A 23,804-nucleotide genomic window follows, 5' to 3' on the forward strand; every position below is an offset into this window, starting at 1 on the left:
GGGCTTCGATGACACCATCATCAACCTGGTCAAACCGCTGCTCATCAACAGCTTGCTGGGCGGCCTCACCGGCACCCTGACCGGCACCGTCGAAGACCAGCTGTGCACCAAGCAAGACGTCGCGACCGGGGTTCTGTGCCCGAGCGGTTCGTATCCGGACGCGGGCGACGTGTGCCGCTTCTGCACCCCGGACGGGACCGGCAAGTGCCCGAACTCGACGGCTGAGTGTGTCGGCGTGGCGCTGGGGATCGACGGCAACATCAATCTCTCGTCAGCCCTGTCGAGCCTCTCGCCTGGCACGAAGGGCGGCTTCGATTTCCTCGCGGCCGTCGGCGGCGAGGGCGCGCGGGACGACGGCTCGGGCTTCGCGTGGGGAGATCTCAACCCCGCAGGGGGCGGCATGACCCTCGGCATGATGGGCGGCGCCGAGCCCAAACCCATCACCCAGTGTGTGCCCATCGCCAATCTCACCAAGCCGACCAACATTCCGGTTCCGGACGAGCTTCAAGACCCGACCAAGCTGATCGACAACGGCCTCCCCAACTGGACCGGCCCGGGTCCGCACTTCGGGCTGGCGGTGAGTGAGCGTTATCTGAACTACGCGCTCGGCGCGATCTACAACAGCGGTGCGCTCTGCCTCGGCATCGGCTCGGGCACGCTCGGCTCGCTGCTGAACTCGGACACCATCGGCCTGCTCATTCCGAGCTTCAAGGACCTGGCGCGGCAGAAGGCCCCCGCACCCTTGGCGCTCGTCCTCCGGCCGCAAGAGCCACCGTCGGTCGTGGTCGGCAAGGGCACGGATCTCGCGACGGATCCGCTGCTCAAGGTCACGATGAACAAACTCGAGATCGACTTCTACGTGTGGTCGAGCGACCGCTTCATCCGGGCCTTCACCGCCGGCTTCGACATCGTGGCGCCGGTGAACCTCGACGTCACGGAGGCGGGGCTCGCGCCGGTGCTCGACAAGGTCTCCGTCACGAACCCCGTGCTCAAGAACTCGCTCTTGCGTGAGGACGAGAAACAGGCCGCCAAGAGCCTGGCGGACATCGTGGCCAGTCAGATCGGCACCGCTCTCGGCGGCGCCATCAACCCCATCGACCTCTCGGCCCAGCTCGCGAGCTTTGGCCTGGCGTTGAACATCCCGCCGAGTGTGCCGGGGCAAGGTAGCCCCGGCCTCACCAGGCTCGAGAAGGGGACCGACCGTTACCTGGCGCTGTTCGCCGGCTTCACGGTCGCACCCGCGACCCCCACCCCGCTCTTGCCCGAGCTCGGCGCCGACACGACGGCCGAGGTCAGCGAAAAGAGCGTCGAGGCCGCGGGCCTCTCGCTGCCCACCCTCCGTGAGGACAACGTGCCGCAGATCGAGCTGCGCGTCGGCAGCTCTCGGGACGACGGCTCACACGCGATGGAGTGGCAGTATCGCCTGAACGGTGGGCTGTGGCACCCCTGGAGCCGGGAGCGCTGGCTCAAGGTGCGCGGGCCCGAGCTGTCGATCCAGATGAAGCACAAGATCGAGGTGCGCTCGCGCATCGTCGGGGAGCCGAACAGCGTGGATCGGACCCCGGCGTCGATTGAGGTCCGCATCGACAAGACTCCACCCAGCGTGAGTTTTGCCAAGCGTCCGGTCGACGGCAGCCTCGCGGTCGACGTGCGGGACGTCGTGTCGGAAAAATCCGCGGTCAAGCTGCGCTGGGCCGTCGACGACCAGGCTTTCAGCGAGTGGGCGAACGCCGATGCGCTGACCACCGTACCGGTGACCGGCGCCCGCCAGGTTCGGGTCGAGGCCGTCGACGAAGAAGGCAACGTCGCGTCCAAACAGCACAACCTCATCAATGGCAAGGGCGACGCTTCGCTGGCCGGTGCGGGCAGCGGTTGCGGTTGCAGGCTGGCCGGTGAACCGAGCACGGGCGGCGGCTGGGCGGCCGCCCTCAGCGCGCTCGGCCTGGGCCTTGGCCTGTCGTTGCGCCGCCGCCGCCGGAACCAATCGACGAGCGCCGGCGTCCGCCGCGTGCGAATGCTCGGCAGCGTCGCCCTGATGGGCATCGCGTCGTCTTGGTCCGGGTGCTCCTGCGGAAGCGACAGCGACACCACCAAGAAGACCAAGCCGCCGAACACGGACAACTGCCCCGGACTCGATACGTGTGAGTTGCTCGAGCCGGGCCTGGTGGGCGCCTACGCCTCGGCGGCCACGGGCAGCGACGGCAGTGTCTGGGTCGCGGGCTACAACGACCTTGGCTACGGCACGTCGGTCGAGAACGGCGCTGCTCAGTATCCCTTCGGCGATCTCGTCGTCGGCAAGTGGAACGGCACCAAGGTGGAATGGCAGAGCGTGGACGGCCTGCCGGCGGTGGATCCCGACCTCGAGCCGGGAACCGCGGGCGGACCGCCGGACCCGTCGTACAACGACGCCGACGGTTTTCGCGGCGGTCTGACCGAGCCGGGGGACGACGTCGGTCTTTGGACCAGCATCGCGCTGGTCAAAGATCAGCCGCGGGTCGCGTACTACGACGCCAAGAACCGCGCCCTGAAGTTCGCCAGCTTCGACGGCAAGCAGTGGGCGATGCACGCGGTGCAGCAGAAGCCGAACAGTGATCTTGGACGTTACGCCAAGCTGATGATGGTCGGTGGCAAGCCCGTGATCGCGTATCTGTTCATCGAACCGGGCAGCAACGGCGGCGGCAAGAGCGGCGTGCGCGTCGCTACCGCGGCCAGCGACACGCCGGCGGGCCCCACGGACTGGACCTTCAGCGACGTGTACACGGACGACAAGACCCCGTGCCGCGCGTTCTTGTGCGCAACCGGGGATTGTCGCGCGGACACACTGACCTGCGCGAAGTCGACGACGGGCTGCGACGCCAAGTGCGGAACGGACCAGAAGTGCTTCGACGACGCGGGGCAGAAGAGCTGTCAGAAGGTGTTCACGAAGAACTACCCGGACGCTTTCCCCGAGGCCGCCGGCCTCTACGTCTCACTGGCCGAGACCAAGGGCGGCCTCGGTCTGGTGTTCTACGATCGCGTGCACGGGAACCTGATGGCCGCCAGACAAGAGGGCGGCAAGTGGCAAGCGGCAACGCTGCTCGACGGACAGGGCACCGGCGCGAATGGTCCGGTCGACACCGGCGACGTCGGCATCGGCGCGAGCCTCTTCGTGGATCCAGCCGGGGACTGGCACGTGTCGTACTTGAACGGCTTCGACGAGACCGTGACCTACCTGAAGGTCACCGGCGGAACGACGGTCGGGACCCCCGAGGTCGTCGACGACGGCGTCGTACCCGGTGGGCAGGCCGTGGTCGGTGTGGACTCGTCCATCAGCGTCACGAGCGGCGGCGACGTGCTGATCGCTTATCAAGATTCGACGCGGGGCAAGGCACGCTGGGCCACGGGCAAGGCCGCAGGAGCGACCCACACCTGGACCAAGAAGGATCTGAACGTCAGCGATTTCGCCGGCGGCTTCAACCAGGTGTTGAGCGTCGACGGCAAGGTCTCGGTGTTGACCTGGTGGCGTCGCGCCAAGCCGCGCACCGAGGGCGACATCAGCATCGTCGCGCCGTGAGCCCGCTCGGGCAGGTAGTCGGCCGTCCGAGTCAGGAGTGCTCGGGGGTCGGCACGAGGCGCGCGAGCGCACCGATCAAGAACACGAGGAACGCGAACATGCCTGCTCAGGCGGCGACGGTCGCCGCACTGGTGATGTCGACCGTTGCGGGTCCGTCCACGCGCGCACGCTCTTCGGCGACCAACGCGAGCAGCTCGGACTTGTCACACGCATTCGACTCGAGCAGCGCCCGCATGTAGCCGTCGACATAACCGTGCGCCCGCGACAGCCGAGCGTAGGCAACGCCTTCATTTCGCAGGCGGAACACGTCTCGCAGCATCGTCCTCAAGGTATCGAGCATCTCGGCTTTGGCACTCATCGTCGTCTCCCGGAGTTTTCGCCGCCGGCCCTCGGCGAGGGCACGACTTTCTCGCGTGCCCAATGCCGTATCGGGAGCGGCGCACACGGGCCAAGTTCCGGCGCCGCGCCGCGGGGCGGTTGCGGACCGGCGCCGACCGTCGAGCAGCGCCCGAATTGGGGGCCGGCCGGCCGCCACCCCCTCGCGAGCGCTCGGGACCGGCCCGCCGTGGCCCGCGCCCACGAGCGGCAACCGCGGGTAAATCCGACCCGGCGCCCTGGCCTCGCGAATGGCTGGCGGTTTTCCGAGCGTTCGGATACGGAAACAGCACCGCATGCCCGCCACCCCCGCAGATCCCCGCACCGTGGCCAGCGAGCTTCGCAGCCATCCGACGCTCGACGCGCTGGTCGAAGCCGTGCGGGGAGCGCGAGCCGCCGCCGTGGCGTCGGCCGACCGGGCGTTTCCGCGGGCCGAGATCGCCCTGGAGCGCGCGCCGTCGGACACACCCTTCGGCAACCTCGCCGAGGTGTTCGAACGCGGACCGCGCACCGAAGCGGAAGCGGCTCTGGTGGCCGTGTTGCTCGTGCTCGGCGTGGTCGCCGATTTCCCGAGTGCGCCCGAGACGGAGCGGGCGCGAGCCCAGGAGCTTGCGTGGCTCGCGGCCAACACCCGCGTGAACCCGCTGCTCGCCGTCGACGCCGTGCTCGACGACGAGCGGTCACTCGTGCTCTGGCGCGCTCTCGCTAGCCTCGCTGAGCCGTCCGTGGCGGACGATCCGGGCGTCGCCCTGGCTGCGCTCGCGGCGCTCGCCGCCTCGAACAGCGACCGCGCGCGCGTAGCTCGCCTCGAGCTCTCTGAACGCAGCCGCGACCCGCTGGTGCGGGCGCTTCTGTCCAGCGGCGCCGCCGCCGACGGCGCACGACTGGAAGGGGAGCTCTCACCGGCCCCCCGCGGCATTTTCGGCACCGTGGTCCTGGCGCTCACCGGCCTGTTGCTCGTTTCTCGGGGCGCCCGTCTGCTGGGCCGACTCGCGCTGGCCTTCCGGCAACCCGCCGACGTGCGCGTGAGCGAGCGCGGCCTCGAGTTGAGCCATCGCACCGAGCTCTTGGGCAGGGTGCTGCGCAAACGCGAGATCTTGATCCCGATGGCAAATCTCGCGCGGGTCACCCGCGAAATTCGCTTCCCCCGCCTCGGCCTGTACTTGGGCCTCGGTGCCCTGGCGTTCGGCAGCTACGTCGGCATGGGGCTGTTCGTCGATGGCGCCCGCGTTCCCGGCGGTTCCGCTCCCCTGCTCGGCATGGGGCTCCTGATCATCGTGCTCGGTCTGGCGGTCGACTACGGGCTCTCCATGCTCTTCGACAACGTGCGCGGACGCTGCCGGTTGCTCGTCGAGCCGAAAAAGGGGCGACGGATCTGCATCGGAGCCCTGGATCCCGAGCGAGCCGACGCGATGTTGTCGCAGCTGGCCGCGCACCTGAAACGCTGAACCGGCGCCGTCCACTCCAGCGCGCAGGGCGAGGACACGCGCGGGCGAACTAGCGAGAGCCCGCGTCCGCGGCCGGCGGGGTCGGGATTTCCGGCCTCTGCGCGCCACCCGAGGCATCCGTCTCGGGTGAGGTCGGCGAGCGCGCATCAGGGGCACCCGCGTCGCCGCTCGGCTTCGGCGCAGTCGGCTGAGCCCCGCCCTCCGCTGCGCCTGCGTCCGCCGCGGCCCGCGCGGCCCGCTTGCGCTCCGCTTCCTCGGCGACCTGCTGAGCGTAGGCCGCGACCGCCTCGAGCAGGCGCCCGAGCTGTTTGGGTGTCGCGACCACCGTGCCGTGGATCTCCTTGCCCACGGCCTTGAACGTCACGGGCTCGACCAGGCTGACGCCGCCGCCGAGCGACAGCCCGCCGATGCTGAAGCTCGGTAGCTTCAGCTGCGTGACCTTGTTCAAGGACTCAGTCAGCTCTTGGGCGTGAGTCACCGCACTTTCAGGAGATTCATCCTCTGCCACCAGCTCTGCCGTCGCTCCGCCATCCGAGGTGGTGACGACCTTCATCCGTGCCCACTTCAGGCTCTTCGGCAGCTCGAACGGCAGCCCGACGAAGGCCCGCCAAGGAGTCACCACGAAGGTCGTCAGGGCTTCGTTCCCCTTCGGGTTCGGAAACTTCAAGCCGGCTCCCAACGACAGCGCGTGTTTCTCGGCGCTCGGCGGCGCCACGACCACGATCTGCGGTGCGGGCAGCACGATCAGGCGCTCGGCGCGGTCGGCACGGGCGCGGGCGGCCGGCACACCGCCATCGAGCCATCCGCCCTGCGCGTCCCGCTGCACCAAGGCGTCGATGGCCTGACGCACTCGGTCCGCCGGAACGTTGACCTTCAAGACCGCCACCACGTCTGCCGAGTTCTTGAGCTGCGGGCCTGCGATCAGGATTCGATCGACGTCCTTCACCGGATCCAGGCCCGTGGGGCCGAAGAAGTCCTGCCACTGCGCCGCGGCCCCGAGCAGCTTGCCGACCCGGATGCCGAGCGGGTGACCGCGCATGCGATCGGCGAAGATCAGGATGCGAACGTTGGCGTTGGCGTCGACTACTTTGCCCGCGGCGCCGGACATGGTCACGGGATCCCCGATGCTCGGCGCCGCATCGCGCTCACCCGCGTCCCGGGCCGGTGCGCCTGCGTCCCGCTCTCGTGGCGCGCGGGGCTCGGCCTCGTCCTTGTCGAGGTCCTTGAACGGATCGTCGATGGGTTTTTGGGCCCCGGGCTCCGGCGGTTTGTCGGGCTCCGTTGCGGCCGTCGCTGCGGGGCGCTCGTCCGACACCAGGTCGACTGGGATCGCAGTGATGGGATCGACCGGAGGCCCCTCGGGCTCCGGATTGTGCGTGAGCAGACTGACCAGACCCGCCAGCGCCATCAACGGGGTGAAGGGCGCGTGGAGCAGCACCGAGACCGCCAGCAGGCGCCACAAACGGCTGCGGGTTGTGTCCCGCTGCCCACGCCATTCAGTCTGACTCACCACCAAGCGCAAGATAGCCTTCAGGGGTTCGACGAGCGAATGTCGGATTTCACGCCTGGCACGGGTCTCGCATTCCAGGTACGCCCGAGCGGACCACCCCCGCCGCCCAGAAAGTGGCTCGGGTTGCCCGAAGCAGCTACTAAGCCCGAAGGCCCGAAGACTCCATGCGCCTCGAACGTCCACTCTCCACGGCACTGGTCGCCAGCGCGACGGCGGTGATTGCCCTCGCCGGCTGTCAGCGCGAGGCGCCCCCCGGGGCCTCGTCGACCGCCCCGGGCGAACCCGCGGCCCCCGGACTCGTCGGCTCGCCGAAGCTCCCTGACGAGCTCACGCCGAAGCCGGTTGCTTCGACCCGAGCGAGCGCAGGGTCCCCTGTGGGGGACGGCGGCGCGGCATCCGCCGCCGCGCCAGCGGAGCACACCGGACCCTGGTTGGTCGTCACCGCCCCCGCGGCGGCCGTCTACCCGACGCGCGAGTTCGATCAGAAAGCGAAGCTCGGTTACGTGCGCAACGGCGGGCGGGTCGGCGTGAAGGACAAACCCGTAGCGGGCAAGAACTGCAGCGCCGGCTGGTACGAGGTCGTGAGCGGCGGTTTCGTGTGCGCGAACCTGGGCACCACCGAGCTCAGCCATCCCCAGGTGAAGTTTGCGATCAAACAGCCAGACTGGTCGGAGGTATTGCCCTACCCCTACGCCCGCAACGCCAAGAACGGCACACCGCTCTACCGCTCGGTGCCGTCGCGCGACCAGATGCTGAAGTACGAGCCCTACCTCGCCGCAGCCAAGGCCAAGGCCAAGAAAGAGAAAGAGGCCAAAGAGCGCGACGCCAACGATGCGGCGGTGGCGGACGACGAGAAGGACGCGAAGGACGCGAAGGACGCGAAGGACGCGAAGGACGCGAAGGACGACGCGACCGATACCCGAGCCGCGTCCCTCGACGCAGATCCCTCACTCTCCGACCAGGACGGCGGCGCCCCCGCGAGCGCCGACGCCGGCGAAGAGCCACCGCCCTGGTGGCAGCGGGACGACGCCAAAGACAAACTGCACGAGCTCACCCTCGACAAACTGAAGGAGGGCTCCGACGAAATCATGGCCCAGCGCATGGTCGCGGGCTTCTACATCGCAGTGGACAAGACCTTCAGCTGGAACGGGCGCACCTGGTACAAGTCGACCAAGGGTCTGATTGCACCGGCGGACCGCTTCTGGCTCACCTCCGCCTCGAAGTTCAAAGGGGTCGAGCTCGACGGAAACACCTGGAAGCTCCCGATTGCCTGGGTCTACGGCGGGCGCAAGACGGCGCCCAGCTACGAGATCGATCTCGACACCAAGAAGACAAAACCGGCCAAGGCCATCGAGGTCTTCACCGCGATTCAGCTCACGGGGCGCGAGGAAGAGGTCGGCGGCACGCGCTACAGTGAGACCCGCGACGGAGCGTGGGTGAAAAACGTTCACGTGCGCGTCACGCGCCCCGGACCGCCGCCAAAGGAGCTCGGGCCATCTGAGCGCTGGGTGGACGTGAATCTCACTGAGCAGACGCTGGTCGTGTACCAGGGCGATCGACCGGTCTACGCGACGCTGATCTCGAGCGGCAAGAAGAACACCGTGAAGGAGAAGGACCACTCGACCCCGACGGGTCAGTGGCGCATGCGAGAGAAACACGTCACGACGACGATGGACGGCGACGGCTCTGCGGCGGGCGATTTGCCCTACAGCATTGAAGACGTTCCGTACGTGCTCTACTTCCACAACTCGTACGCGCTGCATGGCCCCTTCTGGCACCGGAACTTCGGCATCCAGATGAGCCACGGCTGCGTGAACCTCGCGCCGCTCGACGCCAAGTGGGTGTTTCAGCACACCGACCCCCCGCTTCCGACCGGCTGGCACGGGGCCTGGTCCTCCGCGGACCGCCCTGGTAGCTGGGTCAGCATCCACGGCTGACAAAAGCCCCGAAGCTGCGTGCTCGACGGCAAGTCGAGGCTTGACTTGGACCACTCCCGGGGCCATCAAGGCCCTCGGTGATGGATCAGTTTTCGGCACACCTCGACCGCGGCTGGGACCTCGTCCAGCGCGGTGACGCCCGGGGCGCGGAGCAGAGTGCGCGCAGGGCCCTCGAGATCGACGCTCAGTCGCCCGAGGCCTTCAATCTGCTCGGCTACGTCGCGGCGCTCCAGGGTGAGTTCGACGATGCGATCGAACACTACCGGACCGCACTCTCGCTCGACGACACCTACCTGGAAGCCATGCTGAACGCGGCGGAGGTGTACATCCACCCGCTCGGTGATCTCGACAGCGCCATCGACATGTGTGAGCAGGCGCTCGAGCTGGCTGAGACCGACGACGAGCTGGTGGACGCGCTCTTGCTCTGGTTCGACGCGCTGCTCGGAAGGGGCGATTTCGAGGCCGCCAAGGCCGTATCCCAGCGTTTCCCCGAGGGGCCGTTCGAGAATCCGAACCACACCTTCCTGGTGGGTCGCGCGCTGTACGAAGTGGGCGAGGTCGACCGCGCGACACCGCTGATTGAGTCGGTGTTGAAGGAACAACCGAAGAACCCGGAGGCCTGGTACTACCTCGGGCTGATCCGTGACGAGGGTGGCGACACGGCCGCCGCCACCGCCGCCTTCCTCCGCTCACGGGACATCGACCTCGAGCTGCCGGCGCCGCCATGGTCCGTGTCGCGCGAGACGTTCGAGGTCGCCGCCCAGGCAGCGGTCGCGGGTCTGGATGAAAAACTCAAGGCATTCTTGCGCGACGGCGAGCTGTTCATCGCCGACGTCCCGGGTGTGGAGGTCGTGGTGGACGGCGTCGACCCCCGCGCACTGCTGCTGCTGGACGGAGTGCTCGGCGACGGGCCGACGCCACTGGCCCGTGTGTTCGTTTATCAGCGCAACGTCGAGCGCCTGGCGGGCACCATCGAGCTGGTCCAGTTCGAGATTGCGTCGGCGCTGGAGCGCGAGATCAGCGCCTCGTTCGTCGAGCCCACTCCGAGCGAAGCGCCTGCCCCGGACGCCGAAACCCCCGCCCCGACCAGTGAAGACGACAAGGGTTTGAATTGAGCGACACGAAACCACGCGAGCCGCGCGCGGAGCGCCTGGGGCGCCGCATCGCACTCGTGATCTTCGGCGTCATCGTGTGCGGCATCACGCTCAACTTGACCTCTCAGATCATCTACCAGACGTTCTTTCCCGTCGGCACCGCTCAGAGCGGCAGCTGTCATGCCGGCGTGCTCGGCCTGATCGCCGGCATCCGCCGGGCACGTACGGCGGCCGACGAAGAGACCGGCGGCGAGCGCGCCGCGGTCAATCGCTTCCGCGCCGCGCTGCGCCCCGAGTGGGACACACGCGAGGCCCTGGGCAACGCCTGCCGCGGGGACGCCCGGGGCGAGCGAGCGCTGCGCGAAGTGGACCGGCTTCGCTACGCCGAGGAGCACGCCACCCGCTACGAGGCGGTGGATCTGGCCCACCGTCGCCGAACGGTCGTTGCACTGGCCCGCGAGCTCGGCGGGCCCTGAAATTTGGCCGGAATTGTCCTCCCTCACCGACGAAGGCCGGGGTAAGCTCGCGCCCGACCGGGAAAGCCCTACCATCAACATGTCCCCCGAAGCGACCAGCGAACCCGAAGCCACCGAGCCCCCGCCCACATTCGATGTTCTGCCGCTCTCGAGCGAGCTGCGGCGGGCCGTGGACGACCTTGGATACACCCATCCGACCCCTGTGCAGCGGGAGGTGTTCGACCTGGCGTCGCGGGGCCGTGACCTCGTCGTTCAGGCCCGCACCGGCACCGGCAAGACGGCTGCCTTTGGCATGCCAATCGTGGACGCGCTGGTCAGGCGCGGAACCCCCGCCGCGCAGGTGCTGGTGCTGTGTCCGACCCGCGAGCTCGCGCTCCAGGTCACCCGCGAGCTCGAGGCGCTGGCGAAGTATCGCGGCGTCGCCATCGTGGCCGTGTACGGCGGTGCGCCGATGCCGCGACAGGTCGAGCAGATCCGCGCAGGCGCTCAGGTCGTGGTGGGAACCCCAGGCCGCGTGCTCGACCACCTGCGGCGCGGGACGTTCTCCGCCGCATCCATCCGCGCCCTCGTGCTCGACGAGTCCGACGAGATGCTCAGCATGGGGTTCTTGCCTCAGATCAACGAGATCCTGTCGTACCTCCCGGACACCCGCCAGACACTGCTGTTCAGCGCGACCCTGCCGCCGGACATCCAGCGCATGGCGACCGACCGGCTGAAGAACCCGGAGTTCTTGACCCTCAGCGGCGATCACATCGGCGCGCTCGAGATCGACCACTACGTGTACCTGAGCTTCGGTGACAAACTCGCGGAGCTGGTCCAGATCATCGAGATCGAAAACCCCGAGAGCGCGATCGTCTTCTGCAACACCAAAGACGAGACCAAACGCGTCGCCGGGGCTCTCGAACAGCAGGGGTACTCGGCAGACTGGCTGAACGCCGATCTGGCGCAAAACGACCGCGAAAAGGTGATGGCGGCCACCCGGGGCGGAACGCTCCGTTTCCTGGTCGCAACGGACGTGGCGGCGCGCGGCATCGACATTTCGCACCTGACCCACGTCATCAACTACGACTTTCCCGAGTCCGCCGAGCAGTACGTGCACCGCACGGGGCGCACGGGCCGCGCCGGAAAGATCGGCACGGCCATCGCGCTGGTCGAGCCGAGTGACGTTGGGCACCTGTACCTGCTGCGGCTGACCTACAAGCTACGCCCGATCGAGAAGTCGCTGCCCAGCGCGCGGGAGCTCAAGACCCGCGCGGAGGCCGACCTGGTCACCGTGTTCGTCAGTGCCTTCGCGGGCAAGACACCACACCCCGAAGATCTCGCCCTCGCCCGCAGGCTGCTGACTCATGAGAGTGCGGAGGTGGTGGTCGCTGGCCTCCTGCGTGACCACCTGGGCGCTCGACCCGATGCTCAGGAAGACGCCGCTGCCGCGCGTCGGGCTCGCCCGCCGCGACCGGCACGCCGCGAGCCGGAGACCCGCCCGCGAGCACCCGATGCAGCGCAGGCGAAGGCCCCAGAAAAAAGCCGCGCTGCGGAGCCGCCGCGTCCGCCGCCTCCCGAGGTGCCGATCCCCGCGCAGACTCGGGCGGCGGTCGTTTCGCCGCTGCCGTCGGCCGACAACCCGCGACCCGCCCTCGCAGCGCCCCAGCGGCCCGACGCGAAGCCCGATGGCGACCGCGCGCCACGCCGCAATGGCGACCGCCCGCCGAGCCGCGACAACGCCGGCGCGCCCCGCCGCGATCGCGAGCGACCGCGGCAACAGCACGACGAGCACGAAGAGTTCCGATACACCGTCGAGAGCGATGAGCCAGCGGCCGTCACTCCGGCGACAGGGCGGAGCGACGACAACAAGGGTGACACCGATCCCGGTGACACGAGCGACACCCGCGCCCGAGACGACGGTTCGCCTCGCGAGGACTCGCTGTCGGAGATCTTCGTCAATGTTGGACGGCGCGACGGCGCGACGCCAGCAGATTTTCACGCGGTACTCGACGCCGGTGGCCTGCCACCCGAGGCGACGGACTACGTGCGTGTGCGGCACCGCCACGCATTCGTGGGCACCCGCAAAGATTTGCTGGAACGAGTCCTGCAGGCGCTGAATGGCGCGACCATTGCAGGTCGCACAGCCGCTGCCGAAATCGCGCGACCGCGCACGTGACGCCAAGCGGCGTGTGCTAGCCTGCAGCGTTGAACCGCGCATGCAGCGAGACCGTCGAGCCAGCGCAGATCGCCTCCTCCACGACGTGGGATGGGCGCTTCACCACGGATATCCTGCGCGTGAGTTGATCCCGATGCTCGAGAAGCTGGTACTGCACGCCGAGCCCGGCTCGGACGCCGCGCTGATCGGCATGCGCGAGCTCGCCAAGCTGCTGGTTGCCGTCGAGCCCTGGCGGGCGGCGCAGCTGGCGCGCGCGGTGCTCGCGGAGGTCGATGACGCGGAGGCGCGGCGCACGCTGGGCGTCGCCCTCAGCATGCTCGGGCACCACCGCGCAGCCGTCCGCGCTTATCGACAGGCGCTCGCCCTGAGCCCCCGCTGCCCCATCTCCGCACACAACCTCGGGCACCTGCTCGACGTCGCGCTCGGCCGCCCCGAGCAGGGCCTGCCGTACCTGGAAATCGCTCTCAGCACGGCTCCGGACGACCCGGAGCTCGTGGCCTCCTACGCCCACGCGCTGTGCCGTCTGGGGCGCACGGCGGAGGCGCTCTCGCGGTTGACCGCGGCGCTGCCCGGGGGTCAGGCCGAGGCCGAAGAGCTCATGGCCTCGTGGCCCTGCACGCCCTAGAACACCGATCAGCTTGCGCTGCTCGTGTTCTAGGACCTTTACGTTGGGGCTGCGCCCCAAACCCCCGGCCTTCGGCCGTGCGCGCTCCGCGCGCGAGCGCCGAACACCTTGCAAGTCCCGGAAAACAAAGACGTTCAACCTGTTCGGCCCTAGAACACCGATCAGCTTGCGCGGCTCGTGTTCTAGGACCTTTACGTTGGGGCTGCGCCCCAAACCCCCGGCCTTCGGCCGTGCGCGCTCCGCGCGCGAGCGCCGAACACCTTGCAAGTCCCGGAAAACAAAGACGTTCAACCTGTTCGGCGCCCTGGCATCACGCCGGGACGCAGAGACATGCGAGAGAGCGACGACGTCGCGCCGAAGTGCGCGGTTTCGGTGCCGCCTTCGGACAAGGGCCTTTGCGCCAAGCCAAATGGTCATTATTCGGTGGCCATGGCTTTTCGCCCAGCGCTCGTGCCCTTCGTCCTCCCGCTCCTGATCGCCGCTGCCGCTTCGGCCCAGCCCGCGGCGGATGTGCCCCCCAAGCCCGCTGACGCCCCGGCCGCCGAAGCGCCCGCGGAGGCACCCCTCGAGCCGAAGCTGCCAGACATCGATGATCCGATGCTGGCTCCGCTGCCGCGCGCCAAGAGTGTGCTCAAGAGCTGGCAGGAGGCGCTGCGCCTGTCGCGTAGCCAGAGCTCACAGCTCGCGATCTCCGGCAGCCAGATCGATCTGGCCGAAGGCCAGCAGCGCCTGGCCCTCGCGCGTTCGCTCCCGACGTTGACCGGAACCGGGAGTGTGACCCGACACCTGCTGTTCGGCGAGGGCACGACCGGCTTCGGTTTTGGCCCGACCGGACTCGTGACCCAGACCGGGAGCATCCCCGATCCCGCCACGACCTGGAACGCATCGCTGGGCCTGCGCGTGCCGGTGTTCGCACCGCAAGCTTGGTACGATCACGGCACCGCCAAACGCAACCGAAACGCGGCCAAGCTCAGCCACAGCGACACCCAACGCCTGGTGCTCGCCAACACCGCCAACGCCATCGTCGGCGTCGTGACCGCGGAGCGCGTCGCGGAGATCAGCCGGGTCGCGCTCAAGGGTTCGCTGTCCACTCTGGACCTGAATCAGCGCCGCGCGAGACTGGGTGCCGCCAGCTCGTTCGACGTGTTGCGGGCAGAACAAGAGGTGACCCAGACCCGCTCGCAGGTGGTGCAGGCCGACGAGGGCGTGCGCCGCGCGCGCGAGTCGCTCGGACTCGCACTGGGCTCGAGTGATCCCTACGGTGTGTTGCCGGGGATCCGTGTCGACAATCTGGCCGCGGATGCCGCGTCAGTCTGCCGCCCGGTCACCGATCCCGACACCCGCGCGGATGTGCGAGCGGCCCGAGCCCGGCTCGAGGTGGCCGAGCGAAACGTACAAAGCACCGACTACGCCTTCGCGCCGACCGTCGATTTCGTGTCGACCCTCGCCTGGACCTCCAATGAACGCTTTTCGGCCAATCAGGAGCACGTGACCTGGACCATCGGCGGCGTGCTCACCTGGCAGCTCTACGACGGCGGGGTCCGTTACGGCACGCGGACCGCGAATCACGCACAACGCCGCATCGCCGAAGAGCAGGTGACCCAGGCCAAACGCGCGGCGCGCGTCGAGGGGCAGCAGGCCCAGCGTGCGGTCGACGTGGCCAAGGCCAACCTGGCCGTGTCCGGCAAGTCCCGGCAGCTCGCGACGGAGGGTGCCCGCCTGGCGCGCATTGCGTTCGTCTCGGGCCATGGCAACAGCTTCGATCTGATCGACGCCGACCGGCGCCTGCGCAGCGCCGACCTGGATTTGGCGGTCAAGGAGTTCGAGCTCGTCCGCGCCCAGATCGCCGCGCTCCTGGCGCTCTCGACCTGCGAGGTTTGAGCCCCCTGGGCCCCGTGGCAAGCCATGAAAAGACCGGACCCTCCGCCTGCCCGGGCCCCGAGCGATCGACACCGGCGCGTCGAGATCCGTCTCGCTCGCACTTTGCGCGCCCCCGAGTATAGACTGCCGCGCAATGCCTGATCCCGCCAAGAAACCCAGCCTCGGCGTGTTCCCCGTGCTGGTCGCCGCCACCGCGGTGGTGTTCTTCTGGTTGATCAGCTTCGTGTTCTTCAAGACACCGATTGCCCAGCCGGAAGCCGGCGGGCTCGCGCAGAAGATCTTCTACTTCCACGTGCCCAGCGCGTACGCGATGTACCTATCCGGCGTGGTGTGTCTGGTCGCCAGCGGCGGTTACCTGCTCAAGCTCAGCGACCGTTGGAACGCCTGGGCACAGGCCGGCGCCGAGTGCGCGGTCGTGTTCGGAGTGATCGTGCTGACCAGCGGACCGCTGTGGGCCAAGAAGGCCTGGGGTGTGTACTGGGTCTGGGATCCGCGGCTGACGACCTCGCTCTTGAGCGTGCTGATCTACGTCGCGGTCGTCGTCTTGCGCGCCTTCGCCGGCGATGGCGAGGCGGAGCGCAAGTTCGCCGCCGCGCTCGGCGTGCTCGGCACCGTCAATCTGCCGATCATCCACTACTCGGTGCGCAAGTGGGGCGGCAATCACCCGACCGTGATCACCAAGGGCGGCGGCGGTCTGCGTCATCCAGACATGCAGCTGGCGCTCGGCGTCGGTTTTCTGGCCATGACCTTGCTGGCTGTCTTGCTGCTCGCCCAGCGCGCGCGCCAGCTCACGCTGGCCGCGCGCCTCGCCCGCGCCGAAGAGCGCGCCGTCTCTCTGGGACTCACCGAAGGATCCTGACATGCAGCAAAATGCCCCCGCCCTCCCCTTCACCCCGAGCCGCCTGCCGGGCCACTTCACGCTGGCTGCGGCGACCCAGGCGGCACCGCTGTCGACCTCGACCAACCCCGACGATCGCTCGACCGAGTTCGTCGCAGTGCAAGGCGGCAGGGAGTCCACCAGCGCCGGCACCCTGCTGGTCGCGGCCTACCTGGTGATCTGGGCGCTGCTGTTCGGCTTCTTGTACATGGGCTGGCGGCGCAGCCAGGTCATCCAGGCGCGGCTCGAAGGGCTCGAAAAGGCCCTCGAAGCGCATGAGGCAGAGCAACCCTGAACCGATCCGCCGCGGCCTCAGCGACCATGCCTCTCGAACACATGCTCTACATCCCTGCCGTGCTCCTGGTCGGGACCGTCTTCGGTTACATGCTGGGGGCACGCGCCGTTCGCAGCGAGTACGAAAAGCAAAAAAAACGCGCCAAACAGTGACGCGAGACCGCCGTTCTTTCACCCACCGATGGAGAGGAGTGACCCATGCTGGACTTCAGCCCGTCCGATGAGCACAAGGCGTTGATCGATACCGCCAAGCGATTCGCGAAAGAGCGCATCGCGCCCGTCGCGGCCGCCTGCGACCACGAGAGTCGCTTTCCTACGGAGGTGATGGAGGCCGCGCACGAGCTCGGCCTGGTGAACATGACCGTGCCACCCGAGTACGGCGGCGCCGGCATGGGTGAGCTGGAGAACGCCATGGTCACGGAGCAGCTGGCCTGGGGCTGCACGGGCATCACCACCAGCATGCTGGCCAACACACTGGCGCTGACGCCCGTGAAGCTGGCCGGCAACGAGGAGCAAAAAAAGAAGTACCTCGGCATGCTCACGCGAGAGCCGGTGTTCGCGGCCTACGCCACCACTGAACCCGGCGCTGGCAGCGACGTCGCGGGCCTGACCACCCGCTTCACCGTGCACGGCGACGACATGGTCCTGAATGGCCAGAAGGCCTGGATCACCAACGCCGGGTTCGCCAGCTTCTTCGTGATCTTCGCCACCAGCGATCCGGCCAAGCGCCACAAGGGCATCGCTGCCTTCATCGTCGACCGCGACACTCCCGGGCTCAAGGTCGACAAACACGAGGACAAACTCGGGCAGCGCGCCAGCAACACCTGCGTAGTGCACCTCGAGGACGTCAAGGTTCCTCGCCGCAACCTGCTCGCTCCCGAAGGCGAAGGGTTCAAGCTCGCGATGGAGACCTTCAACCAGACCCGGCCCGACATCGGCGCCCTGGCCACCGGCTTGATGCAGCGTTGCCTTGACGAGTCCGTCGCCTACGCCAAGGACCGGAAGACCTTCGGGGTTCCGATCTGCGAGCACCAGATGGTGCAGGCGATGCTGGCCGACATGGCCGTCGGCATCGAGGCAACTCGCCTGCTCTACCAGAAGGCCGCCTGGAACCTGGACAACGGAGTGCGAGACCCGATCGTTTCGAGCTACGCCAAGGTCTTCGGGGCCGATCGCGCGATGCAGACGGCCATCGACGCCGTGCAGGTGTTCGGCGGCAACGGCTACGTGCGCGACTACCCGGTAGAGAAGCTGATGCGCGACGCCAAGCTCTTGCAGATCTACGAGGGCACGAGCCAGGTTCAACGGCTGGTCATTGCCCGACAAATCTGCCGCTGACTGGGGCGGCCCCTGGAACACCGAGGCGCTCGCGCGGCGCTCTGGTTGCGCGAGCTGGTGGGCGGGCGGGCGCGGCGTCTCGCCCGCCGGCTCAGCGTTTGCCGATGAAGACGCCTTGGTTGTTGGCGGCCTGAATCGTACTGCGCAGGTCGCTCTCGCGCCGATCCAGCGAAGGTCCACCTTCACCGCGGCGTCGGCGATGTTTCAAGAAAGCTAGCTCCGACAGCGCGAGCTGCTTCTTGCGCGCGGCCATGTATCCCTGCGGGCTGCCCATCAGCGTGGACAGGTTCCAGAGCGGGACCAGCTGCGCGAAGCTGGTCGATGTCTTGAACTCCTTCGGGTGCAGCATGACCCCGACCTCGTCCACCAGGTTGCGGATCACGATCGCTCGGTCCCGCATGGCCAGGATGTAGAGCAGCACGAAGAACAGGATGTCGAAGACGAAAAAGACGGCGAGCTTCATCAGCACGCCCGCGCCGCCGAAGAAGCTGACCAGGAAGTTGTGCAAGAAGTGCAGCCCCATCGCCGCCATCCAGCCGCCGATGGGGGCCACGACCTTGACCAATACGTTGCGCGACTCCGCGGCCAGGCCGACCCCCACCCCTGTCATCGCGGTGAACGTGGCGTGCCCGAGTCCGCCCAAGATCGTGCGCAGGAAGAAGATCACGGTGAACGCGGCCAGCCCGCCCTGAGCCGTGCCGCGCATGATGTAGAGCACGTCCTCCGTCAGCGTGAAGCCGAGCCCGATCACGCCGCCGTAGATGGCGCCGTCGAGGGCACCGTCCAGCTCCTTGAGCCAGAGCGCCGACGCACCCCACACGACCAGCAAGAACACGCCCTTGAACGACTCTTCCACCGGCGGGGCGATGAACGACGCCATCAGGCCCTGGGCGGCTTGTCCGGAGCCGACCGCCGAGTAGACCACCGAGCCACCGATGGTGTTGAAGATGATCGAGCCGAAGGTCGCCCCGAGCGCACCCCAGAAGAAACACACCATCAACAGCCACCACGGCTCCGGCTCGTAGCGATCGACTCCTTTTATGGCGAGGCCATAAACGAACACCGCTACCGAGACCAAGAGCAGGGCGAAGAAGAACGCGAAGACCACGGGCGGCAGCTTATCTTGGATTCGCGAGACCTGAACGCGAATCTTGTCGGACCAAGGCCGCCGACAAAGTCCCGGGATATCGTGCAAGTCTCGGCGGACCGAGCGCGCCGGCCGGGAGCGCTACTCTACCGGGATCCGGAGCGTGGCGGGGGCGATGCCTGCGGCGATTGCTGGCCACTCGTCCGTCACGCCGGAGCGCTCGGTGACGAACAACAAACTCAGATCCGCGTACGACACGACGGCAGGCGCCCGCGGTAGTCGAGTGCTCGCGAAGGCTGGGGCCGCGGCGCGAGTGAGCGGTCCGTCGTCTCCAAAGCGCGCCGCAAGACCGATGGCGCTCGTCCCATCGGCGCCGAGGCCCGTGTAGTAGACGCGCGTCGTCACGCGACCCTCGGCGCTCTTCGCCCGAACGACCTCGGGATCCCCGACCCCCGACCCATCGAACGCCGGCTCGCCCGCTGCGTCCGGCCCCTTCGCCAGCACCGGCTCCTCACCCAGGCGCTCCCAGCTCGTGCCGTCACTCGAGCGCGCCTCACCGATCTGACCGTCGACCTCGTAGAACAGCCGATAGTCTCCGGCGCCCAGGGACAGGAAGGAAGGAGCGCGCGGGACCCCACCGGCCTCCCACGCCGCGCCGCCTGGACCCAGCACCAGCCCGAGCTTCTCGAACACGATGCCGTCGCTGGAGCGCGCCGCTCCGATGCCGCCCGCCGCCGAATAAAAGAGCCACAGCTCGTCCCCGAGCTCGGCGCTCTCCGGAGTGTCCACCTGCCCGCCCTCCCAGCCGGCAGCGTCCGCGGTGAGCACGCCAGCGGCGGGCGCCGGGACCTTGTCGAAGCTGCGCCCATCCGGCGCTACGAAGCGGAAGATCGCGTCGGTGCCCGCGTCCGTCGCCACCGCGTACATCACGGCCTCTCCGAGGCGCACCGCGCTATCGCTCACGTGCACGCTCGGCTCGCGGAAGTCCCAGAACTTCTTCTTCAGCACGTAGGGTGCGTCCAAGCCATCGATCTCATCGCTGCCGAGCAGGCGAAAGGGGCCTGCCTGTGCGTTCGGGCGCGGGGCGTCGCTGTCGCCGGCCTCGGTGGCCAGAGTCCCGCAACCGAACGACGCGAGCGCCAGCATCGAGAGGATCTTTCGAGTCATTCGAACCCCACTGAGACCGTAGCTCCGACGTTCAAGATGCTGCCCCGTGCGCGGTAGTCCCCGACGTAGTCCGCCGGGTTGTCCTTGAGTGTCACGCGCGTGGGCAAGACCGACAGCTGCGCGTGGGTGTCGAAGCGCACGTTGCCTGGCAACACCGCGCCGAGATCCCGGAGCACCACCCCTGCGCCCAGGGAAAATACGTGGCGGTCCGCGTCCACGTAGTTGGTGACCCCGGTCTGGGGCGGAATCGGCGAACGCTCGTAGATGTAGCCCGCGCGGATCGGGACCACGAGATCTGGCGTGACGTCCAGTCGGTACTCGATGCCGAGCTGCGGCACGATGCGCCCGGCGAAATTCGGATCCTCGATCTTGCTCGGTTTGGGGTTGGGAGGCAGCTCGATGATGCCGGCGGGGACGTTGACGTCGAGCGTCGTGCTCGAGCGGCTGACCGGGCTCTTGAAGCTCGACCAATCGACCCATTTCAGATCCAGGTTCACCGACAGCGCGTCGATCGGGCGGTAGCTCTCGCCGAGCACGACCTGACGCGGAATGAACGCATTCACGGTGTACGAATCCAGCTGGTAGCGCGCAGGAACCTTGAGCAGCGTCGCGTCCACGGTCCCCACCAGCTCGGCATCGACGTCGAGCTCGATCGTCGCCTGGTGGCGGTACACCAGCGCCAGATCGAGGCGCGAGTGCGGCCGCACCGTCACGCCAAACTCCGGGTAACGCTCGGTCGTGAGGTCGGCGTCGACCTCGTGGCGGAGCTGGGAGTCGTATTCGGTCCTGTTGCCCGCCGGCAGCACCGCCGTTCCGGTGATGCCGAACGAGCCGCGCGTGGCCGCCAGGTAGGTCAGCCCGCCTCCGATGGCGAGCCAGGGCACCGGACGAATTGCGATGTTGGCCGAGATGAAAATCAGCTGGGTGCGATTGTCGTAGAGCACCCAGCGCGGATCTTCTTGCCGGCTCGCGCGAGCGCGGGACAGGCGATCGTCCGGCAAAAAGGTGGCGATGCCGAAGGCAAAGGGCAGAAAGCCGATGCTGCCCGGGGCCACCAGCCCGCCGACGACCCCCCGCACCGGATCGACGCGTGAGTCCTGGCCGTTCATCTCGAGGGAGTGAGCCGCGTAGAAGTAGCCGGCGGAGACGTCGAGCCCGCGGGCCAGCGCGAGCCCCGACGGGTTGTAGTAGTTCGCGGAGAAGTCCCGCACGTCGGCCGAGACCGCGCTGCCCATGGCCGTCGAGCGCGACCCGAGACCAAAGGTGTCCGAAGGGCTCGCCGCTGCCGGCGCAGCCAGCGCGAGCGCCGCCAGGCACGAGGGCAACACCCGCCGCATCAGAACTTCACCCCCACGCTGACACCCGCTGTCATCAGCTGACCGCCCGTGTCGACGCTCGGCGCGCCAGGGTTGTCGGCGGGCACGCTGGAAGATTTCGAGTGACTGCGCGGCATCAGCAGCTGGTGCTGATACACGACGTCGACCCGGATGGGCGGCAGCGGCTCCGCCAGCTCGACCCCGTAGCCGATACCGAGCAGATGGCGATGATTGTCGAAGTAGTTGGACTCCGCAGTCTGCTCGCCGAGCGGAGTCGGTTCGAAGGCGTAGCCGGCACGGAGCTCCGCCTTGGCGTCGGGACTCAGCTCGAACGCGTAGGCCGCCGCAACGCGCGGCACGATGGTGTCGTGGAACTCGACCGGCACCGGTCGCAGTGCGGCGCAGGCCGGCTGGCTCGCGGGGCACTTCACCGTCGGCCGCTGCCAGCCGTCGAAGGCACTCCAGCGTTTGTAGGTCGCGGCGAGGGCGAGGGTCCAGGGCGGCGTCTGGTAGCCGATCTCGGCCTGAAGCTGCATCGGATCGTACTGCGCTACGCCCGTGATGTTCAGATCCGGGACGGTCAGGCTGCCCAGATCGAAGACCTTCACCACCACGTCGAAGTCACCCTCGAGCACCCCGCGGTACACGAGCCCCGCGCTGAGACCCGGCGCAAAATCATAGCTCGCCCCCAGCACCGGCGCGTAGGTGGCGACCAGTTGGTCGTCGACCGCCGTCCCCACTCGGCCCGTCGAATCGGTGCGCACCACGACCGTGCCCACCAGCTCCGCCAGCGCCAGCGCGCCAGCGCCCACGCGCAGGCCATACCCGAGATCGACGCCCGCCCCAGCGTTGAAGTTGAGCGTCTGCGCGCGGTCCGTGATCAGTGGGAACTGCGCGCGCTCGGGGTAGAGCAGGCGCGCTCGTGCGATGAGAGTGCTGGGGGTGAAGACACCGAGCCCGAGGCTCACTCGATCTTCCAGGAAACCACCGAAGGGCACCGGCAACACGACCCCGATGGTCGTGCCCGAGACACTCTCCTCGCTCAGCTCGCCGGGCGCGTTGGGTCCGTCGGCGTGCAATACGAAGCGGGTGGTCTGCCAGCCGAAGCTGAACTCGCTACGGTGCACGGCGCTGAGCAGCGCGGGGTTCGTGTACGTCGTGTCGACGCCACGGCCGACCGCCGTCCCGACCCCGACCATGGCCTGACTGCGGGGTCCGAAGCCGAACTGCTCGGCCGGCGAGGCTTCGGCGCGTAGCGCGAGCGTCGTGCATCCGATCCCCAGCAGAACGACGAGAAAGTCCGCGCGTCGCAAGGCGCAACCATAGAGCGGATCACCGAGTGCGGTCACCCCCGCACTCGGCGTTGCCCGGCCGAAGGTCACGGGGTAGCGTTTGCGCGAGTGTTCGGCATCTCACTGTCCGAGGTCGCGCTGATCGCCATGGTCGCGCTGGTCGTCGTGGGGCCCAAAAAGCTCCCGGGGATGCTGCGAACCTTGGGCGAGTGGGTGCGAAAGATCCGCCTGATGACCACCCAGGTCCGGGCCCAGACCGGCATCGACGACATCCTGCGGCAGGAGGGGATCGACGGGGGCATCGCCGAGCTCCGCGGTTTGATCCGCGGCGACCTCGCGCTTTTGTCCCGAGCCCGGACCGGGTCCGGCGACGCGGCTCCCGTGGACGACCCGTACGAGAGCGCGGTGGAGCTCGACCGATACCGTGAGTATCCCCCCGAAGGCCCGGATGCGTGCGGGGCGCTGCCCGACGACCTCTGGGACGAACCGGAGCCTCCGGCGCCAACGGACGCGTCCGCCCCCAAGCCGGAGCCGGAAGAGGCTGAACGGGCCGAATGAGCGACGACCCCGACGCCCACACGATGACGTTCTGGGAGCACCTCGAGGAGCTCCGAACGCGACTGGTGCGCGCCATCATGGCGTTCCTCGTGGGCGTGGTGGTCTGCTGGATCTACCGCGAGAAGCTCCTGATCTGGCTGACCAAGCCCTTCATCGAAGCGTGGAACGCGGGCAAGCTCGGCGGGCACGCGGCGCTGCACTTCCCCGCCCCGGCGTCGCTGTTCGTGGCCTACGTCACGCTCGCGGTGGTCGGCGGGCTGGTCATCGCGCTGCCGGTGATCCTGTACCAGCTCTGGTCCTTCGTTGCGCCGGGGCTCTACTCCCGCGAGAAGAAGCTGGCGCTGCCGTTCGTCGCGAGCTCGTGTTTGCTGTTCGCCGGCGGTGGCTACTTCGGCTGGAAAGTCGCGTTTCCCATCGCGTTTCAGTACCTGCTCGGTTTCAGCGGGCCCGTGGGCGCCGAGGGCTTCGAGGTCACCCCCACGGTGATGATCGGCGACTACATCGAGTTCGTGTCACGCATGCTGCTCGCCTTCGGGGCCGTGTTCGAGCTGCCGGTCTTGATCTTCTTTCTGAGCATCGCAGGCGTGGTTACCCACCAGCAGCTGATCAAGTTCTTCCGTTACTTCATCGTCGTGGCGTTCATCGTCGCAGCCGTCATCACCCCGCCGGACGTCACGAGCCAGTTCTTGCTCGCGGTGCCGCTGGTGTTGCTGTACGTGATCAGCATCGGCATCGCCTGGGCCGTAGACCGCAGCCGCGCGCGAACCCAAGCCTCCTGACCTCATGCCAAAGCTCGCGCGAACTGCGCCGCCGAGCGA

Annotated in this window: 19 protein-coding genes; 13 read left to right on the forward strand and 6 right to left on the reverse strand. The window is 68.2% G+C overall.

Translation table 11 applies throughout. From position 1 onward, the window contains the following. The first annotated feature begins 52 nt into the window (after positions 1-52). Entirely contained in the window at positions 53-3,553 is a 3,501-nt protein-coding gene (locus IPI67_18930; GenBank protein ID MBK7582267.1) for a hypothetical protein, read from the forward strand. 106 nt (positions 3,554-3,659) lie between these two features. Here IPI67_18930 and IPI67_18935 read toward each other — a convergent pair whose 3' ends face one another. Then, a complete protein-coding gene (locus IPI67_18935; protein MBK7582268.1) occupies positions 3,660-3,911 on the reverse strand; it encodes a hypothetical protein in 252 nt (83 codons plus the stop codon). Positions 3,912-4,224: 313 nt separating this feature from the next. Here IPI67_18935 and IPI67_18940 point away from each other — a divergent pair, with 313 nt between their 5' ends. Continuing rightward, positions 4,225-5,376: a hypothetical protein gene (locus IPI67_18940; protein ID MBK7582269.1), complete on the forward strand. Its 1,152-nt coding sequence runs from the start codon at positions 4,225-4,227 to the stop codon at positions 5,374-5,376. A gap of 49 nt (positions 5,377-5,425) precedes the next feature. On the opposite strand, the gene IPI67_18945 is transcribed toward IPI67_18940, so the two are convergent. Beyond that, positions 5,426-6,886 (reverse strand): hypothetical protein, encoded by a 1,461-nt coding sequence (locus IPI67_18945; GenBank protein MBK7582270.1) that lies wholly within the window; start codon positions 6,884-6,886, stop codon positions 5,426-5,428. 164 nt (positions 6,887-7,050) lie between these two features. Between IPI67_18945 and IPI67_18950 the strand changes: the two genes are divergently transcribed. The 9 genes from IPI67_18950 to IPI67_18990 all read left to right on the forward strand — a co-directional run bounded on the left by IPI67_18950 (position 7,051) and on the right by IPI67_18990 (position 17,566). Further along, positions 7,051-8,823 (forward strand): L,D-transpeptidase, encoded by a 1,773-nt coding sequence (locus tag IPI67_18950; GenBank protein ID MBK7582271.1) that lies wholly within the window; start codon positions 7,051-7,053, stop codon positions 8,821-8,823. Positions 8,824-8,903: 80 nt separating this feature from the next. Continuing rightward, positions 8,904-9,938, forward strand: coding sequence for a tetratricopeptide repeat protein (locus tag IPI67_18955; GenBank protein MBK7582272.1), 1,035 nt, complete (start codon positions 8,904-8,906; stop codon positions 9,936-9,938). Continuing rightward, on the forward strand, positions 9,935-10,393 hold the full coding sequence (locus tag IPI67_18960) for a hypothetical protein (GenBank protein ID MBK7582273.1): 459 nt from the start codon (positions 9,935-9,937) through the stop codon (positions 10,391-10,393). The genes IPI67_18955 and IPI67_18960 overlap by 4 nt, the downstream gene beginning before the upstream one ends. A gap of 79 nt (positions 10,394-10,472) precedes the next feature. After that, the gene (locus IPI67_18965) at positions 10,473-12,551 is read left to right on the forward strand and encodes a DEAD/DEAH box helicase (GenBank protein ID MBK7582274.1); all 2,079 of its coding nucleotides are present in this window, start codon (positions 10,473-10,475) and stop codon (positions 12,549-12,551) included. A 40-nt stretch (positions 12,552-12,591) separates the two neighbouring features. Then, positions 12,592-13,176 carry a hypothetical protein gene (locus IPI67_18970; GenBank protein ID MBK7582275.1) on the forward strand — a complete coding sequence of 195 codons (585 nt, stop codon included), beginning with the start codon at positions 12,592-12,594 and terminating at the stop codon, positions 13,174-13,176. 429 nt (positions 13,177-13,605) lie between these two features. After that, a complete protein-coding gene (locus tag IPI67_18975) occupies positions 13,606-15,057 on the forward strand; it encodes a TolC family protein (protein MBK7582276.1) in 1,452 nt (483 codons plus the stop codon). A 133-nt stretch (positions 15,058-15,190) separates the two neighbouring features. Beyond that, on the forward strand, positions 15,191-15,916 hold the full coding sequence (ccsA, locus tag IPI67_18980; GenBank protein MBK7582277.1) for a cytochrome c biogenesis protein CcsA: 726 nt from the start codon (positions 15,191-15,193) through the stop codon (positions 15,914-15,916). Position 15,917: 1 nt separating this feature from the next. After that, positions 15,918-16,229, forward strand: coding sequence for a hypothetical protein (locus IPI67_18985; protein ID MBK7582278.1), 312 nt, complete (start codon positions 15,918-15,920; stop codon positions 16,227-16,229). Positions 16,230-16,426: 197 nt separating this feature from the next. Beyond that, positions 16,427-17,566 (forward strand): acyl-CoA dehydrogenase family protein, encoded by a 1,140-nt coding sequence (locus IPI67_18990; GenBank protein MBK7582279.1) that lies wholly within the window; start codon positions 16,427-16,429, stop codon positions 17,564-17,566. Positions 17,567-17,657: 91 nt separating this feature from the next. Here IPI67_18990 and IPI67_18995 read toward each other — a convergent pair whose 3' ends face one another. The 4 genes from IPI67_18995 to IPI67_19010 all read right to left on the reverse strand — a co-directional run bounded on the left by IPI67_18995 (position 17,658) and on the right by IPI67_19010 (position 22,449). Continuing rightward, a complete protein-coding gene (locus IPI67_18995; protein ID MBK7582280.1) occupies positions 17,658-18,674 on the reverse strand; it encodes a PrsW family intramembrane metalloprotease in 1,017 nt (338 codons plus the stop codon). Between the two features lie 120 nt (positions 18,675-18,794). Beyond that, on the reverse strand, positions 18,795-19,820 hold the full coding sequence (locus IPI67_19000) for a hypothetical protein (protein MBK7582281.1): 1,026 nt from the start codon (positions 19,818-19,820) through the stop codon (positions 18,795-18,797). Continuing rightward, on the reverse strand, positions 19,817-21,157 hold the full coding sequence (locus IPI67_19005; protein ID MBK7582282.1) for an outer membrane protein transport protein: 1,341 nt from the start codon (positions 21,155-21,157) through the stop codon (positions 19,817-19,819). Before IPI67_19005 ends, IPI67_19000 begins: the two co-directional genes overlap by 4 nt. Next, positions 21,157-22,449, reverse strand: a complete 1,293-nt coding sequence (locus tag IPI67_19010; GenBank protein MBK7582283.1) for an outer membrane protein transport protein — start codon at positions 22,447-22,449, stop codon at positions 21,157-21,159. The genes IPI67_19005 and IPI67_19010 overlap by 1 nt, the downstream gene beginning before the upstream one ends. An 87-nt stretch (positions 22,450-22,536) precedes the next feature. Between IPI67_19010 and IPI67_19015 the strand changes: the two genes are divergently transcribed. Next, complete coding sequence (locus tag IPI67_19015) at positions 22,537-22,986, forward strand: twin-arginine translocase TatA/TatE family subunit (protein ID MBK7582284.1); 450 nt, start codon at positions 22,537-22,539, stop codon at positions 22,984-22,986. Beyond that, positions 22,983-23,765: a twin-arginine translocase subunit TatC gene (gene tatC, locus IPI67_19020; protein ID MBK7582285.1), complete on the forward strand. Its 783-nt coding sequence runs from the start codon at positions 22,983-22,985 to the stop codon at positions 23,763-23,765. The genes IPI67_19015 and tatC overlap by 4 nt, the downstream gene beginning before the upstream one ends. Positions 23,766-23,804 lie beyond the last annotated feature (39 nt).

It is taken from the genome of Myxococcales bacterium (assembly GCA_016706225.1).
In the GTDB taxonomy this organism is placed as follows: domain Bacteria; phylum Myxococcota_A; class Polyangia; order Polyangiales; family Polyangiaceae; genus JADJKB01.